General features: G+C 51.9%; 19 protein-coding genes and 1 tRNA gene. 13 read left to right on the top strand and 7 right to left on the bottom strand.

The window, feature by feature from the left end; translation table 11 throughout:
- Positions 1–299 precede the first annotated feature (299 nt).
- Entirely contained in the window at positions 300–974 is a 675-nt protein-coding gene (locus ACR0DJ_RS14980; RefSeq protein ID WP_171330293.1) for an SOS response-associated peptidase, read from the top strand.
- A gap of 323 nt (positions 975–1,297) precedes the next feature.
- On the opposite strand, the gene ACR0DJ_RS14975 is transcribed toward ACR0DJ_RS14980, so the two are convergent.
- A complete protein-coding gene (locus ACR0DJ_RS14975; protein WP_171330291.1) occupies positions 1,298–2,524 on the bottom strand; it encodes a carbon-nitrogen hydrolase family protein in 1,227 nt (408 codons plus the stop codon).
- Positions 2,525–2,553: 29 nt separating this feature from the next.
- A complete protein-coding gene (locus ACR0DJ_RS14970) occupies positions 2,554–3,531 on the bottom strand; it encodes a hypothetical protein (protein ID WP_480686280.1) in 978 nt (325 codons plus the stop codon).
- Between the two features lie 53 nt (positions 3,532–3,584).
- Between ACR0DJ_RS14970 and ACR0DJ_RS14965 the strand changes: the two genes are divergently transcribed.
- On the top strand, positions 3,585–3,767 hold the full coding sequence (locus ACR0DJ_RS14965) for a hypothetical protein (RefSeq protein ID WP_480686284.1): 183 nt from the start codon (positions 3,585–3,587) through the stop codon (positions 3,765–3,767).
- Here the strand turns inward: ACR0DJ_RS14965 and ACR0DJ_RS14960 are convergent.
- Both ACR0DJ_RS14960 and radC read right to left on the bottom strand, forming a co-directional pair.
- Positions 3,735–4,130 carry a thermonuclease family protein gene (locus ACR0DJ_RS14960; protein ID WP_480685458.1) on the bottom strand — a complete coding sequence of 132 codons (396 nt, stop codon included), beginning with the start codon at positions 4,128–4,130 and terminating at the stop codon, positions 3,735–3,737. The two genes, ACR0DJ_RS14965 and ACR0DJ_RS14960, sit on opposite strands and share 33 nt — an antisense overlap.
- A 49-nt stretch (positions 4,131–4,179) precedes the next feature.
- Complete coding sequence (radC, locus tag ACR0DJ_RS14955; protein ID WP_171330284.1) at positions 4,180–5,118, bottom strand: RadC family protein; 939 nt, start codon at positions 5,116–5,118, stop codon at positions 4,180–4,182.
- 180 nt (positions 5,119–5,298) lie between these two features.
- On the opposite strand from radC, the gene ACR0DJ_RS14950 reads away from it, so the two are divergent.
- The 6 genes from ACR0DJ_RS14950 to ACR0DJ_RS14925 all read left to right on the top strand — a co-directional run bounded on the left by ACR0DJ_RS14950 (position 5,299) and on the right by ACR0DJ_RS14925 (position 11,933).
- Positions 5,299–5,517, top strand: a complete 219-nt coding sequence (locus tag ACR0DJ_RS14950) for a hypothetical protein (protein WP_171172596.1) — start codon at positions 5,299–5,301, stop codon at positions 5,515–5,517.
- Positions 5,514–6,914 (top strand): hypothetical protein, encoded by a 1,401-nt coding sequence (locus ACR0DJ_RS14945; protein ID WP_480685457.1) that lies wholly within the window; start codon positions 5,514–5,516, stop codon positions 6,912–6,914. The genes ACR0DJ_RS14950 and ACR0DJ_RS14945 overlap by 4 nt, the downstream gene beginning before the upstream one ends.
- Positions 6,911–9,127: a hypothetical protein gene (locus ACR0DJ_RS14940; protein WP_480685455.1), complete on the top strand. Its 2,217-nt coding sequence runs from the start codon at positions 6,911–6,913 to the stop codon at positions 9,125–9,127. Before ACR0DJ_RS14945 ends, ACR0DJ_RS14940 begins: the two co-directional genes overlap by 4 nt.
- A gap of 183 nt (positions 9,128–9,310) precedes the next feature.
- A complete protein-coding gene (locus tag ACR0DJ_RS14935) occupies positions 9,311–9,532 on the top strand; it encodes an HGGxSTG domain-containing protein (protein WP_480685454.1) in 222 nt (73 codons plus the stop codon).
- A gap of 437 nt (positions 9,533–9,969) precedes the next feature.
- The gene (locus ACR0DJ_RS14930) at positions 9,970–10,230 is read left to right on the top strand and encodes a hypothetical protein (protein WP_480685452.1); all 261 of its coding nucleotides are present in this window, start codon (positions 9,970–9,972) and stop codon (positions 10,228–10,230) included.
- 773 nt (positions 10,231–11,003) lie between these two features.
- Positions 11,004–11,933, top strand: a complete 930-nt coding sequence (locus ACR0DJ_RS14925; protein ID WP_480685451.1) for an esterase-like activity of phytase family protein — start codon at positions 11,004–11,006, stop codon at positions 11,931–11,933.
- A gap of 503 nt (positions 11,934–12,436) precedes the next feature.
- On the opposite strand, the gene ACR0DJ_RS14920 is transcribed toward ACR0DJ_RS14925, so the two are convergent.
- On the bottom strand, positions 12,437–12,676 hold the full coding sequence (locus tag ACR0DJ_RS14920) for a helix-turn-helix domain-containing protein (RefSeq protein ID WP_480685450.1): 240 nt from the start codon (positions 12,674–12,676) through the stop codon (positions 12,437–12,439).
- A gap of 147 nt (positions 12,677–12,823) precedes the next feature.
- Here ACR0DJ_RS14920 and ACR0DJ_RS14915 point away from each other — a divergent pair, with 147 nt between their 5' ends.
- Together ACR0DJ_RS14915 and ACR0DJ_RS14910 are read left to right on the top strand one after the other, a co-directional pair.
- Positions 12,824–13,186 (top strand): hypothetical protein, encoded by a 363-nt coding sequence (locus tag ACR0DJ_RS14915; RefSeq protein ID WP_480685449.1) that lies wholly within the window; start codon positions 12,824–12,826, stop codon positions 13,184–13,186.
- A 12-nt stretch (positions 13,187–13,198) separates the two neighbouring features.
- A complete protein-coding gene (locus ACR0DJ_RS14910) occupies positions 13,199–13,609 on the top strand; it encodes a hypothetical protein (protein WP_480685448.1) in 411 nt (136 codons plus the stop codon).
- 160 nt (positions 13,610–13,769) lie between these two features.
- On the opposite strand, the gene ACR0DJ_RS14905 is transcribed toward ACR0DJ_RS14910, so the two are convergent.
- Complete coding sequence (locus tag ACR0DJ_RS14905; protein WP_480685446.1) at positions 13,770–14,114, bottom strand: hypothetical protein; 345 nt, start codon at positions 14,112–14,114, stop codon at positions 13,770–13,772.
- A 185-nt stretch (positions 14,115–14,299) separates the two neighbouring features.
- Here ACR0DJ_RS14905 and ACR0DJ_RS14900 point away from each other — a divergent pair, with 185 nt between their 5' ends.
- Together ACR0DJ_RS14900 and ACR0DJ_RS14895 are read left to right on the top strand one after the other, a co-directional pair.
- Complete coding sequence (locus ACR0DJ_RS14900) at positions 14,300–14,746, top strand: hypothetical protein (protein WP_480685444.1); 447 nt, start codon at positions 14,300–14,302, stop codon at positions 14,744–14,746.
- Between the two features lie 212 nt (positions 14,747–14,958).
- The gene (locus tag ACR0DJ_RS14895; protein ID WP_480686279.1) at positions 14,959–15,351 is read left to right on the top strand and encodes a hypothetical protein; all 393 of its coding nucleotides are present in this window, start codon (positions 14,959–14,961) and stop codon (positions 15,349–15,351) included.
- Between the two features lie 271 nt (positions 15,352–15,622).
- Here the strand turns inward: ACR0DJ_RS14895 and ACR0DJ_RS14890 are convergent.
- Positions 15,623–15,708 (bottom strand) — tRNA-Leu (locus tag ACR0DJ_RS14890).
- A 56-nt stretch (positions 15,709–15,764) separates the two neighbouring features.
- Between ACR0DJ_RS14890 and ACR0DJ_RS14885 the strand changes: the two genes are divergently transcribed.
- Entirely contained in the window at positions 15,765–15,977 is a 213-nt protein-coding gene (locus ACR0DJ_RS14885; protein ID WP_480685442.1) for a hypothetical protein, read from the top strand.
- Positions 15,978–16,038: the final 61 nt, after the last annotated feature.

The raw sequence follows: 16,038 nt of genomic DNA, 5'->3' as shown, positions 1-16,038 counted from the left end.
GACGTCATTCTGAACTAGCCAATCACGAATTGCTGCCCAGTGGTCCTGTGGTCCGGCTGTGTACCGCCGTGAATGCAAGTCGGCTATCTGCCGTTCAAGGGAAGGCCACCAGTGTAACTTGAACCTTAGGCTATGGGATTTGGCCCAAGTGCGTATTGCAGCTTGCCAGTCATCAACTCGCCGGGATTCAAGCTCTTTGTGGAGGTCAAAGGGGATTCTATAAGGCCAATCTGACATGAAGAACAGATAGCGAACTTCAGGAGCTTGTCCAATCGGATTTAGAAGCTTACCGTCGTCTCATGTGCAATCTGTACTCCAACACGATCCCCGCCGAAGCGATGCGCCGACTGTTTGATGTTTCCGTTGAACGGAACTATCTCGGGAATGCTGAACCCCTACCTGCAATTTTTCCGAAACACATGGGGCCGGTCGTCAGGATGGCAGAGGATGGAAGACGGGAACTCTTACCACTTAGTTGGGGGTTTCGCACAACCAAGAAGTCAAAAAAGACAGGGTCGATCATCCAGCCTGCAGCATGGAACAACGCGCGAGATGACAAGGTACGCTCAAACGGACTGTGGAAAGAAAGCTTCGAGCGTCGGCGTTGCCTCGTGCCTGCCAGTTCGTTCTGCGAGGCCAAGGGTCGCAATCCTGCGACCTACTACTGGTTTGCTCTCAAAGGCGACGAAGGCCGCCCGCCTTTCGCGTTTGCCGGAATGTGGCAGACATCTCGCTACCAGGGCAAGGAAGGCCCTGAAGAAATCGAGACATTTACTGTCATTACGACAACTGCCAACGAGATTGTTAAACCAATCCATCCGGACAGAATGCCAGTGATCCTGAAGCCTGACGACTACGAACAATGGATGGTTGGTAGTGCAGATGAGGCGTTTGGCCTGCTCAGGCCATACGATTCAGACGACATGTACGTTGTGAGGTCCGGCGAAGGGGAAAGGTCAGACGGCAAAGCCTAGGTCATTTTGACAAATGGCGGATTCAAAGGCGGATCGAAGTGATATCCATCAAGCCGATGAAACTTTTGGCTATCTAATCATAGCGCGTTCCCACATTAGAGGTCCATTCGAAGAATGCGTTATCAACGAGCGATACAATGTAAGACCGAGACTTAGTTACTCTAGAGACTTGAGTGAGTTGCCCAACGAAATCGCCGCTGACGGTCGTAGGGTCAGGGATTTGCTTTGGAGAAGGCGAGCACCTGCAGGCTGAGCGACGAAAAGCTCAATTTCGTTCAGAGTAGATCCGCCTGGGTTGAGACATGGGAATTCTCGATTGAAGGCTATGGAGCGCGCAAAAAATGATGCACTACCTGGTTGAATGTCGGTGTCAGAGAAGTCTCCTTGGAACGCAGTTCTCGTAGAAAGTCCAATGACAGGCGACAGGTCCTTACCGGAGAGTGCGGATCCTCAGAAAGGTACTCACCACATGTATCTAAACCCACATCAGGGTCTTCAAGCAGGTCTGAAAAAAGTCGCCCATGAACGAAAACAGCTGTTTGCGCTGGTTTAGTCGCTTCTTTTCCGCACGTGTCAATCAGCATTACAACGCTTCCGGACAAGAGGCTCAGAACTTGGCACGCATAAAAGAGCTTAGCGCTCTTGTTATAGGAGGGCACCAATATGAAGTCTATTTGATCTTTGTCGAGGCTTCCCCGGTTTCGTAAAAGAGACATAACAACTGTTGGGTTGTAGGCATCCACACAAATAAGTACGGCTATATTGCCCAGAATAGTTTCATAGTAGACTATTCTAGGGCGTTCCGGAGAAGATATTCTCTCGTCAGTGCGCTCGGCGGCGTGTAGTTTTGGATGCAGTATCGGTCTGCTCGGAATGTCATCGCGTTCTTGGCTTAATAGGGTCTTGTTGGGAAAAATTCGAGCCCTGTTGAGGCACGTGGAAGCCGCCTCATTCTCTTCATGGTCATAGTCGGTGCCTGCAATTAGAAAAATAGGCCTTTCAACCGCATCGATTTTAGCTTTGATTTTTTCTTGAAATTTCTCTTCACACGCCCGGTCAGAGTGTTCTTGGTAGTCTGTTTCGCCAAAACTAATAATGTTTGCACCTTGCGCAATCGCTGTATCGAGCGCGCTCAGACGTTGTTTTTCCCACTTGTCACGATCAAACAAGACTTCTTCGTCCGCGTCCGGGTTAACTTTTACAAATTGGAAACCATTTTTTTTTGACACTCGAAATCGAAAGCTGTTTCCGTGGCCAGCATCGACGTCTCTCAAGCTTGCAATATCATCTCGCGAAAATCCAACCGCTGATAGAGTAATGCTATCTTGTGAGAGTAGCTCTTTTGCATTTTTCTTGCTTTCTGAGAGCCTCTTTCTATCGGGCCGACTTATGTCTTCCGCTGCTTTGAGTATAACGCCGAGTGAAGCTGCTTCGACTAGCTGCTCTCCGTCAACTAATGCGCTACCTTCACGACTAAACTGCTGAAGTGCCACGTGGGCTCGATGGTACGGTTTTAATGCTTCAAGGAAGCGGTCTTTGAAATCACTCAATCTTGGAACCTAACTTGTTACTAGTACAACTAATATGCTGCGCCTATCTGCATTGCCAACTCAGCGGTAGCCCCAACGCTTTTGGGCGTGTCAGTCTCGTTTTCCTTTTCTTCGGCTGTCGAGTCACTTCCCGCATCGACAAGGCCTGAAATGTACGCGTGACAGTCATCGGCAGTAGCCACGAACACGGATTCGGACCCATTTCTTGCGTGGAACGGAACAAATTCAGAGCTTTCCTTCAACGTAAACTCAGGAGTGGACGTCGCATCCTGCCCATTCTCTGGCATAGAAACTGCAGTAATTCTCCTAAGAGTCTTAGCCAGTTCTGAGTTAGCTATCGATTTTGTCTCAACCGACCATGAGAGTTCAGAATATGAATCCCTAATAGCGGAGGATATCTCTGACCCTGCGCAATCCACAGCAAAGACATCGATCCAGCCTGATTTTTCCAGTGAGACGTCCAACGATTGCGCGCTCGAAAAGTCGCTTTCGTAGAGTTGCACAATCATATCGTTTGCAGTTTCAGCATAGGACTTCGAGATTCTATGCAGTTCGCGCACATCACTCTCCGAAAGCGAGCGGTGGGAAAAATTAGAATTACCGACAACGCGGGTCCAAACCTTGCTTTGAGCTTGTCCAGAACAGACGGTCAGGCAGGACCGCGCTGACAGCGTCCACCCGCCAACCTCGATTGTTGTCAATGGAAAGTCCAGGATCAATCCCGGGTCAAACCTAGCTGTAACATCTTCGTCTTCAGCACAGAAAACACGGGCATCAGATTTTGCTGCAAATGCTGTGGTTATCGCACTTAGATAGGCATCTTTTCGCGGAGCTATTTGAAGGCCAATTTTTCTAGCATCTCGGAAGGTGTTCACTATCTGCGCGCCAGATGTATCCTCGCCGCGCTTCTTGGCATTGATAATCGTTCCACTTCTAAATGACGTCGAAAGGAACGTGCACACGAGATGAATCCTCAATCTAGTCTTGAAAAATATGATTTCGGTCAATTTAGCCAAAAATCAAGGCTGGTAGCAAGCTGGCAATTTCAAGATCAATTTCGATGAAGACTATGTCACCAGTTTGGCGTTTTCAGGATACTATGAAGAGCTATCGCAATCATCTGAACGGCAATATGAAATTCAGCTTCGATGTTTGGGCAGGCAGCAATTTTTCACTGCCTGACGTGCTGCTGAGCAAAACAGCCAAGTTCTCACTCACAATACTTTGCACGCCTGAGCCGTGATTTGGCTGCTGGAGTCTCCAAATGCCTGTATCGGCCCCCTGAGTACCTACGGCAGTCCAAAGCATGCCCAGCGGCAATTACAGCGGCACCTATGTCCTGCCCATCCGCGTAGCAGACACCTACCCAGCGGTCATAAGTGCGCTCACCGTTCAAATCGCAGGATATCGACTTACCGCGCAGATAGTTCACCATCCAGCGCTTTGCGTTCCGACCAGACTGTGTGCCTAGTTCTGGAGCGTCTACACCGTTCAATCGCACAGGCGTTCCATCAACGACGATTGTATCAGCGTCTCGCACATGCAGACTGGCGGCACTTGCGGAAGTTGCGAGGAAAAGTGCTAGAGCGGGCAAAAAGGTCTTCATTCTAATATTGATTCCGTATCAATCGCGTCTCGCAAACTCTATTTACAGACTAATACTTGAGTAGCAAACCACTAGAACCGAACGAAAATTCTTCCTTTTTTCCAATAATAACGTGGTCATGGACGAGAATACCCAAGGTGCTACAGGCGTCTTGGATACGTTCAGTCATAGTGATGTCTGATTTGCTCGGAGTCGGATCGCCGGACGGATGATTGTGAACGAGGATGATCGAACTGGCATTCAATTCCAGAGCACGCTTGACTACCTCGCGCGGATAGACCGGCACGTGGTCAACTGTGCCCCGCGCCTGTTCTTCATCGGCAATCAGAACATTCTTTCGGTCGAGATACAGAACGCGGAACTGCTCGATTTCACGATGCGCCATTGCAGTGCGACAGTAGGTCACCAGATCCTCCCATGATGACATAACGTCCCGCTTCATCACTTGCGCTTGCGCCATTCTGTGCCCAAAGGCTTCAACGACACGAAGATGATAATAGACCCAATCGTTAGCCCCTTCGACCTGTAGGACGCGATGCTTCGAAGCTGCAATCACACTGTTGAGGTCACCGAATTCCGCCAATAGGCGTTTAGCCAGCGGTTTGACGTCGATCCTGGGAATTGCGTTGAACAGCAATAGCTCAAGTAACTCGTACTCGGGCATGGGTTCATGACCACCCTTGAGAAAACGGATTCTTAGGCGTTCTCGGTGACCCCAATAGTGTGGACGTTTTGCACCGTCATCTCCTTTGACTAAGCCGCCCCCTGCTGCGCTCTTGGCCGAGAGTCTTTCACGATAGACATACGACGGTGGCGATGCAGGTTCTACAATTGCGTCAGGTGGTGGAATTCGTGCATCTAGGTCCGCAAGGCCTTGCAGGGCATCCTCAGAGAAGCCGTTCTGCCCGTCGTGTCCGACCAACCTGCCATATCGCTTTTGGTCACCGGCAATGACTCGTCTGAGCTGGTTGATTATTTGGCTTTTCATCAATGCATCCAGTTCGCTCGTCTTTATCAGAACGATGCCCGCCGGTTGGTTAATGTAAGGTAAATACAACCATAGCCTCGGCGTCCGTCGCCTCATCAAGTGTTCACGTATTGTTCTTGCCAAGTTTGGGGTAATATGTTACCCTAAAAGCTAAGAGCTGAGTTAACAACGGTGTGATAAATGAGCGTGGAAATCAGAGAAATGATGGCCGCAGTGCGAAAGTCCGAAGTGGAAACCGAAGCCGTATACAAGTGGCTCAACAGTGACCGCTCTGAACCTCTGACACCTGAATTGAAGGCTCGGTTTGTTGACATCGTTGCATCTCAATTTGGTGAGGAAGCCGCCTGCAAAGCCATGGATCAAATCGCAACAAGCGGCATGCCGGAGACAATGCAATGAGCAGAATGGACCACTCAATTATTCTGGGGGCTCAACAGCCTAACTTTAGCAATGCATTGGCACAGGGTCAGGCGCTGCGGATGCGTGAGGACCAAATGGCGGACCAGAACGCCTTGCGGGGCCTGTTTCAGACACATGGCCCTGGCATCCTTACCGGAAACCAAGCTTCAATGAACGTACTTGCTCAATACGACCCCGTAATGGCGTCGGAAATTCAAGGACAGCATCAAGTCCAAGCTCAGCGCAGACAAGTACAAGCTCACCTGAGCGCAGAAGAGCGCAGAAATGCTGAGGCGCATGTTGCAAAGATGAATGCAGCAGAACGCGCGGCCAAAGCAGAGCGAATTCAAATGGGGTTGAAAGCAGCGTACGGCGCTCAGACCCCCGAAGAGTGGGACGCACTGGTTACACAGTTCGGTTCACCTGACCTAGTGGGTGAGTTTGAGAACAAAGACGCCCATGTTCGGCGTCACATGGAATTTGCGGAGATTTTAAAGGCGGATCAGTCAGACACGCAGGATTTCAGCAACTTCAAGGTCGTTGGCAATCAGCTTTATGACTTGTCCGCTGAGGGGGGACCAGCAGTTGTCGGCAGCAGCCAGCAGACGCCGGGGTTCAGCGTAACCACGCCCGACGGCACGACGGTGACGCACGGCTGGCAGGGCAACACTTCGCCCGGCCAGAACCCGAATGTCACAGGAACACCGCGAGATCCGGGAAAACTAAGCACTGAGTTGTCCAAAAAGGACGCCGCCGCACTTGAGGAAATCAACTCGGCAGCTCGCACAGCAACAGAAATTGAAAGCCTTGCCACGCAGCTTGAGGCCGTCGCGCCTCAGGTGGGCTACACTGGCCCTGGTGGGCAAGTGTATGGGTTCGTTGACGATGTGGTTGGATTTCTTCCTGGTGACAGTGGGGCGCGCGGCGCGTTCAAGTCGCTGGCAATGGAGGCCCAACTGACGTTTACTGAAAAGACCAAAGGCGCAATCACGGATCGGGAAATGGGCATGTTCCGCGCTGCTGTTCCTAACCTTGGCCAGACACCAGAGGGAAATGCAGCAATTGCTCAAATCATGAAAGCCGGGGCTGCTCGGGCGCAATCCCGCGCAGCGTTCTTTGAGAATTGGGCGCGCAAACATGGCAGCCTCGAAGGCGCGCAAGAAGTGTGGTCGGAATATATGCGGGATAACCCCCTTATCGCGGAAGATGGGGGCAGCATCAAAGCCAACCCGGAGGGAGATTGGCAAAGCTATCTGAACCGTCAACCTGCCATGAGTTACACGCCTGAGAATATCATGAAGATGGACGCCGCCGCACTAGCGCAGGTGCCGATTGAGAAACTGACCGGGCCACAGCTCGACGCCATGGAGCAGCGCTTTCAGGAGTTGGGCCAATGAATGGGGATGCTCAACAACGGATCGCCAACCGGCGCGCAGAACTAGCCCAGCAGGGCAAGATGACAGGAATGCAAGAGCGCATCGCGAAGCGCAGGCAGCAGCTTTCTGGTGAAGTCGTGGCCACGACTGACGATGGCGGGCAGGTGTTCAGGCTTGAAGATGGTTCGCTGTCTTTCAAGTCGCCGGGATATGCCACCAACGACCAGGACCGTATTGCTGAAATCATGCAAGGCGCGAAGCCCGTGAATCTGGTGCAGCGCGATGTTGACCAACAGCGTATCTCTGAGAACCCTATCGCCGCTCGTGCGCAGGAATTTGTTCAAGGCACTCCGCTTGTTGGGGAATGGGCAGACGAGGCCGTTGGTATGGTAAGCCCACAGGCGGCAGAAAACATGCGCCTGACCTCCGATGCAATGGAGCGACAATACCCCGGCCAGTCCGCAGCCCTGAACGTCACCGGCGGAATTGCCACCGGCTTGCCCCTTCTGGCGGGGGCTGGCGCAACAAAAACCGCTGACTTCGTTGCCAAAGGCGCGAACATGCTGACGCGTGGTGCCCGTGCTGGAGCGATTGCCGCTCCTGCCGGTGCCGTGGAGGGAGCTATAAGCTTTGCGGGGCGCGCGCATGACGGTGAGAGGTTTCAGGAAGGTGCTAAGGGCGCGGGGATTGGAGGGACGCTGGCGGCGTTTCTCGGGCCGGTGGCCTCTGCCACAGGTGAGCAGGTTGTGAAAATCGCAAAGCGGGTGAAGAAACTGGATATCCGCACCATCGCAGACGAACTAGGCATTTCCCCAGCAGCGGCACGTATCGTTAAGCAGGGCATTGTCAGCGATAATCTGGACGAAGCACAGGCCCGACTTGCCCAATTGGGTGAGGATGCACTGTTAGCCGATGCAGGACCGTCTACGGGTGCTCTACTGGATGCAGCGGCCACCACAGGTGGAAAGGCCCTCAACGCTGCCAGAAACGCCGCAGACGGGCGCGCGGCGCGTGTTGGAAAGCGCCTGCCTCAAGTCCTTGACAGTGTGCTTGGCAAATCCAAGGGCATCAAGACCGCTGCCAGGGAAATCTCACAGGGCACTTCCTCCGCCAGACAGAGGGCCTATAACGCGGCCTATGCCCAACCGATTGACTATTCAGGCACCCACGGGCGACAGATTGAATCCGTTCTTTCACGCGTTCCACCCCGCACGCTCAGATCCGCGATTTCCGAAGCAAACGAGGCCATGACGGCCAACGGCCAACGCAATATGCAAATCATGGCTGAGATTGCCGATGATGGCAGCGTGACCTTCCGGGAGATGCCCAACGTTCAACAACTGGATGAAATCAAGAAGGCCCTGGATGGCATTGCGCGGGAGGCCGTTGACCGGTTCGGCAGGCTCACCTCAGCAGGCTTGAGAGCGCGCAAGCTGGCTGGAGAGCTACGGGAGGCCACAAAGCAGGCAGTTCCCCTATATGGGCGCGCTCTGCGCCTCGGTGGCGACAAGGTTCAGCAGGACGAAGGCTTGGCGCTTGGCAAAAACCTCCTGTTCAAGGGCACCACGGTCGACGATGTTAAGGCCTTCCTGAACCAAGGTGTATCCAATGAAGCCCGCCAGGCCGTCCGGCAAGGTGTGCGGGAAAGCATCGAGCACAATCTTTCCAACGTGCGCCGGACCATCACTGACCCCAACACGGACGCCCGTGAGGCGATGCAACTGGTCAAGGAAATGTCGAGCCGCGCAAATGTCGAGAAGCTGCGGCTTGTTCTCGGTGGACCCCGTGCGGATCGGCTGTTGAACGAACTGGACCGCTCAGCGACGGCACTGGAACTCAGGGCGGCAGTCGCTCAGAACTCCAAGACGGCAATTCGCCAGTCCATTCAGGAACAGGTGTCAGACGAAACCGCACCCGGCCTTACGCGGCGTACCGCTGGCAATATGGGTAATCCCTTGGATGCGGCCCGAGAAGTGACGCAATCCATCGCCGCTATCGACCCGCGCAGCCTGTCAGCCCGCGAGAGAGGCATGTTTGCTGAAATCGCCAAGGCGCTGACGGGGATCAAGGGAAAGGATGCACAGGACGCGCTAAAGGCCGTCAGGGGAGCGTTGAAGGGTCAGCCCCTCAAAGACGCTCAGGCCCAGCTTATTGGGCGTGTGGTGGCTGGTGCTGGTGCTATTGGGCTGTATCAGAGCGCCAAGCGGCCCCTAGCACGCACACCGTACCGCTGAGGCAGGCGATAACAAAGGGGACTATGCCGAACTGATGATAAATCTGCATGTACCCCCAGCCAACGGCGAGGACGGTAACCGGGCTGCAAAGCAGAATGAGGATAATGGCAATATTAACAAACAATCTACGCATAGCAATTACGTAAGTGTCCTGGCGCACCACGTCCAGACAGGAGGTACAACATGACGAGTAAAACCGGGATTTGCGGTGCAAACACTAAGGACGGTATTTGCATGAACGCCCCTGTTGATGGCAAGGCCCGTTGCCGCCTGCATGGCGGGCTATCGACAGGCGCGAAGACAGCCGAAGGCCGAAAGCGTCAATCAGAGTGCGCAAGGGCTCTTTGGGCCGAACGCAAACGCCTGCTGGCTATCGCGCGGGAAGTCGAGTGCTCGACCGCCTGAGTAGTGATGGAGCAGAGTTTCGCGACCATTACGCGCGCGCGTGTAGGTCAAACCAGAAAGCCCAATGATTTCAATGCTTGTTCCCAGAAAAGGTACACAGGAAAATGACGGATCGGGAATACTCAACAATTTGGATAGAGCAACTCGACCCGCCCTTTGTGCGCATGGCATCCACCTCTTACCCTTGGCAGAACACGCACCGGATCGCGCAGCGAGCAAAGGCACTGGCGCGAAATTACTCCCGAGGTTGGCATTGCGCCTATTGCGGCGAGCTCATGCCGGAATGGAAACGGATCGACGCCAAGTATTGCAAGGAAGGCTGTCGCAAGATGGCTGCGCGGAAACGGCGTGAGCGTAAAATAGGTTAATTCAGGCTACGTCTAAAGTAGAACGAAATAGATAATTCCTTTCTGCAGCGCTGGAAAAAGGTAACTCAAATGACCGAAATCAATACGCTTGCCGCTCCTACAAACCCCGCCGCTGCTACTGAGCTGGCAAGCAGTATGCAAAAGATTTCCAATCCGCTGAGTTTCATTTTGTTTGCAGCTCCCAGTTTGGCTCGACATAGAGCAATTTTGGTCGCTCGCAAATCGGATGCAGATTTGGGCGCAGAAACCCGCTGTGTCGGGAGCGCAAACCCGCTCAAGTTAAGCACCAAACATCTTACCCTGTGTATGCCGATAACACTTGGAACTTGACCTGTAGCCAAGCTGCATCACCAGAGAGGGCTTTTGCTATTGACGAATTACAAAGGAGGCTTGGGCAGGTCTCTGTCCATCTCTACAAACTCCTTGTGAAACAGATTCCGTATTGTTTCTTTCCTCAGTCTGGAGCCGCCCATTTCTTCGTCCGTGCACAGCTCACAATCACCATCGTTGAGATGAGCACTACGGTTTTCTTTGGCTTGAATCTTCCGAAAGGCAGTTAAGACATTCAGCACCAAGTTCTTCCCCTCCCAGTGTGACACTCAAATCATGTCGCTGCGGGCCCGATCCGAGCCAAAGTGGTGTCCAGGCTCAAGGATCTCCTTCCGTGAGTGCCAACCCGCAGCGACACGGCGGATGTAAGAGTTTCGCTTTGAGACGTAAGGGGGAAGAAAGAGGGGCTTTGCGTCATTATTTGACTGCATGGTCAAAAAGCCTTTACGTAACTGACGTTTGCGTCAACTTCTTAACAGATGCGATTTCCAAAGTGACGCTACGTTCCAATAAGTGCACCAATGCAGCGAAGCGAATAAACCGCCCGTTTACCGGGCCCGGCCCACCGATTGCACTCGGCGTGAGGCCTTCCATTGGGGAAACTCAAATTTGAGCGCATCCTCTAGTATCGTGATGGTAGGTCCAGACTTAAACTGAGTATGCTCAGTCGGTGGTTATCACTACTGGCGCGAACGATTGCAGGAATCTATTGCGACGGTATTGTTCGTTTCGTCATTGTCATGCGAGAAATGTGATTTGTTCGGAAAACTCCTTTGAAACGTACTTCGCTTCTTATTCTGGTGTGCTCTGCTTTGGTCAGCCTAGCTTCCTTGAGAGCATATATTGCTCATTTAAATGACGGTGCTGTTTCACAATTGGAATTGTTGAGTGAGCTGAGTTGGAGATGGCCAGGAGAAGAAAGATTTGGCGGCCTATCTGGTTTGGAAATAAGTGAAGACGGAACAAAGTTGATTGCCGTGTCAGACAGGCCGGTTCTGGTTTTCGCTAAGGTACAAAGACAAGGTGACTCAATCGTCGGCATTCGAAACATAGAGATTGTTCGCCCCAGAACTCCGGGATCAATGAATTACCATGATGAAGTAAACAGTGACCTGGAGGCGCTCGCGTTGGAAAAGAATGGTAGGCTTTGGGTCAGCACTGAAAACTACCACGACGTTGAGTACTTCAACCCCGGAGAATACACGGCAAACCATATCGACTACGAGACCGAAACCCAAGCGTTCAGGTCGTTGCCCTACAATCAGGGCCTAGAAGCGCTCTCACTTGACCCACGGGGCCGGGTCATTGCGATACCAGAGACATGGCCGGGAAATTCCTTTCCTGTATTTCGCCTAGAGAACGGCGAATGGTCTGTATCAGGCGAGATTCGGAAAAGTGGTTCCTACGTGCCGGTGGGAGCTGACACTGGACCTGATGGTCATTTGTATTTGCTGGAACGACGATTTGCTTGGGGGATTGGTTTTTCAAATAAGGTGAGGCGCTTCGCATTCGTGGAAGACAAAATTGTCGAAACCGATACTCTGCTGCAGACCAAAATACGAACCCACGGCAACTTAGAGGGCATTGCAGTTTGGTCCGACACTTCAAATGCAATCAGATTGACAATGGTATCCGATGATAATTTCCGCATGTTCTTAGATACCGAAATCGTCGAATACCGCTGGAATGAGCAGCGTCGCTAATTCCCGTTTGAAGTTGAGGCTTCAATGGAAGCAAACCCTCAACTAGAAACAGTATTGAGCTTCCGAAATCGAAGAGGCGGATTCAACACACGACACGATATCGTCTCTCTCTGAAACAGCTTTTTCGTAGTCGGAAAACACACTTTCGTACTCGTACAGTAGGCTTTGGTAGTTTTCACTTAGTTCTTCAGCGTCATCGCGAAGCGCGTTATGCGAGCTTACCAGGTTATTATAGTCGTAGACCAAGTCATCGTACTCAGTAGCTAGGTCAGTCAAATTGGATTTGCACGTGAAGCCCTCGTAGTCGCAAGTGTATTGGTCGAAGCAAATAGCATACTCATTGACGCATTTACCTTGTGAACTGCAAATCTTGTCCCCGTAATCCAAACAAGCAGGCTGCCCGAAGCTACAAGAAAAGTTCTGTGCAATAGCGGTGTCGGGAAACACCAACCCAACCTTTAGTGATAGAAAAAAAACCGCGAAAAATGCGGGCCGCATCATCATTAGTCACCTTTTCTGACCAGAACCACACCTGGGCCTTTGGCAGTGTCGCCATTATCCAAGAACTGGATGCCTTCAGCCTCTAAAGCCTTTCGCACTGCCTCTGCGTTACTGTGTTGCATTCCGCCTTTTTCAGTCTCAAAGCGGTTGATGGTGGTGAATGAAACCCCAGCAATATCCGCTAGCTCTCTGGTCCCAATTCTAAGGGCATTTCTGGCCATTCTAAGCTGCTCAGGTGTCATTGTGAAAACCTCGTATGTAAAAGTGCTAACAAGGTATTGACTTTATACATACCCTGTACATATAATTAATACACCGTATGCAAAACAGCAAGTAAGGGTTTCCGCCATATATGGCCAACAGCTCGAATCGCTTTGAAAGGATCTGACATGATTGACCGCCGCACGCTTATTCAATCCGCTCCGTTTGCTGCCTTGGCCGCTGGTACCGTAGCATGGGCCGACACGACTGACCCTCACAGACGATGGATTGCCGAACACAAGTCGCTACTGCAGCGCATGTTTGCATCGGACACCCCTGATGTTGAAATGACCAACCCGGACTGGATCCGCAGACAGGAGCTGGAAGAACTGATTAGCGTTACACCAGCTCAGACGGTCGAAGGCGCAGCCGCGCAGTTGGAATTTGCTCTAAGCGATGAAGCTAACTTCGACCTCATCGGCGGTGTTGCCGGGGACTTCGATGCTAAAGCCCTGAGCAACGTTCTAACCACACTCCAATCTTTTTCGTGAAAGGCAAAGAACATGACTATTCACCGCCGCACGCTGCTAAAGTCGAGCATTCCGGCCCTTGTCGGGTCAATCACGCTGGGCGCTGTTGCCGACCCCGGAACACCCATGCAGCGGCTTTATAGCCGCTGGAGGGAAGCCAAGGCCACGTACGAACGGCTCGCAAGTGAGAGCGAAGCACAGATAGAACGGAACACAGTCGCAGGTAATTCCAACGCTCGCCAGATTGACCGCGACCACGAAGCGAACTTTTTGGACCCCACCTATATCGCAATGGTCGAACTGGAAGACAAGATTATGGCGCTTGAGATTGACGACCCGCGTGACTTGGCAATCAAGGTTGTCATTGCCCTGCAGTTTGAGGGCGCGCACGACACGGATCAGTACCGTAGGTTGCAGGCTGATGCCTTAAGCCTGTTGGCTTAGAAGAACGCCATGCTGATGGAGTCAAGACACTGGCAGACGTGAGTGATTGATATCGTGAACCAAGCTGAACGCCGCAGCTTGCAGCCGGTCCAAAATTGGGCCGGTTGTTTCACTGAAAGCAGTGTACCCTTGCCGTATTTTAACGGGGATTAACGGTTGCTCATTCAATATTCTCTGGCTGTGTGGCCAGATGTTCCCAGCCAATCCAGTTTTGCTTGTCTTCACTCCAAAATGGGTCCAGCTTTCGCCATAACTCGTCACCTTCCGCTATCATGAATTCAATGTTGTCCAGGATATCCGCAGAGAACGTGATGTGCTCGAAGTCCTCAGTGACAATCTCAACTGCGCCTTCGTCGGCAAAGCGAAGCATAACCACATCCAATTCCAAATCTGAAATAAAAGCGACTACAGACGGGATGCCGCTGCCGTCATCAATTATTATTGGTTGGTTTAGCGGGAAGCCCCCAGCAACCATTCCAAGCATCTTCTTTACAGTCTCGTGCACTTGCGACTCCTTAGAGCACTAGCAATCGGAAAGCTATTGAATCTAGAGTAACAGAAATTGGCTCGGGCTTATTCATCGCCCGCCATCATTAGGCCAAGTCATTCAGATTCCATCAAGGGGCTATCGTGAATTTTCAGGGACAAGAACTCATTTCGAGAGCGACGTACGTTTCTAACAGAAGCCTTATGGCACTGGCACTTGCCAAGATTCTGACTGTTTATTCTGGGGTGTCTCTGGAAGGATTCACCTTCTTAGGTGTGTCACCAAATCCTACGCAATTGACGACAGTCACGAATTTCATGTTGGTTTTCTTGGCCATCAATCACCTGTTGTCTTGGCTTGGTGACTACAGAAGTTTCAGAGCATGGAACCGTCCGTCCAAGGTCGTTCCAAAAGGCGCAATCCAAACCCAAATGACCAAACCTGTCTCAAACTTGGAATACTTGGCAGAGCATCTGGCTATACAGGTGGAGCACGTTGAAGAGTGGACTAACGATGAAACAAAGAAGCCTGCGGCATCACTGTTGCTTGCATACGAAAGTCTCACTGATGAAGCTGTAAATCTGGTTCGCGAATCCAATCGTCTTGCACTTCACGCTGGGTTCTACTTGTGGGGTTGGTTCCTGTCGTAACCTACCGCAGCAACAATCTATGCGCTTTGGATTTGAGGTAAGAGCAAATGAACTTAAGGAGCCGTGTGGAAAAACTACGAGATGATGTACGGTCACTCGTATCTGAGGCTGACACAACGATTGACCCACTAAAGCTGTCCGCAGAACTTGATAGAATATTAGAGCAGTCGAATAGCTCAAATGAACACCTTTGGCGGAAGTACAATCGCCGAATGGAGCTATGGAAAGAGACACGGCTAGAGATGACAAAAGCGGCGATTGGGTTCGGTCAAGGTGCGATCCGAGCGCTGATACTAATCAACGGCGGTGCCGCAATCGCTGTAATGACATTTATTGGTAATTTTGGCACTGTGCAGGCCGGTTTGATATCGTCTTTCTCTTTAGCGCTTCTGTTGTTTTCGATGGGTGTCGCTGCCGCAGCGCTGGTAGCTGGCTGTTCATATGTTACTCAATTCTTCTACGAAAGCTCATCTGGAAGATTGCTTAAGGCAGGTATCGCGTTTCATTGGCTCGCTGTACTCTCGGCCATTGTGTCACTGGTTTTTTTTGTTTGGGCCCTTTTGACCGCCTATCATGGCTTTGAGCAGATGCAGGTACTACGCTAGCACCCGATGTCGCGTTCAGATTTGTGAAGGCGCTGGCGCATATCCATACTATGGAGCCCCCTTCCCACAGATTGAGGAAACTTCGCCACCTTACCTTTCACAGTGGTGAAAAAATGGGGGCGAACTAATAACGCCGAATCGAGGTGGCCACAGCCTACATATTCCTACTCCATCACGCGGCTACCAAGGCCCTTGAGTGGGCCTCAAAGTGGGACTGCGGCACAAAGTAAAAATCTAAATACTTGTTATTATTATATTATTTTAATAATAGTGGTGCGGGCGGTGGGACTCGAACCCACACGGGCATACGCCCTTCAGATTTTAAGTCTGATATGTCTACCATTCCATCACGCCCGCACGGCGCAGCCCTTGGGGCCGTGCAATTTCCTTACAAGCACAGCGGGATGAGAACAATGCGCTTTGACGCAGATGGGCCGGGATTTTTCGGTGCAAAGCTGCGTCTGCCGTCGCCGTCGTTCAGCGGCTGGGCCTCTCCCCTGTTTCGAGGTCACGTAACAATCGCCTTTCCGACATCATCTCTTCCTCGGCAAACCATCATGGCGCGGATTGCGCTGCTCGTTCACTTTGCGCATGACCTTGGTGTCGCCTCTATTTACCACCACTGAAAACCGTTCTTCGCCCCAATCGCAAAGAAGACCCGACCGGTTTTTCAGCGTCTTGGAATGA

This window comes from Ruegeria sp. BF10 (assembly GCF_056538725.1).
The sequence above is the reverse complement of the archived record's forward strand: the minus strand, read 5'-3'. Positions and strand labels throughout refer to the sequence as shown.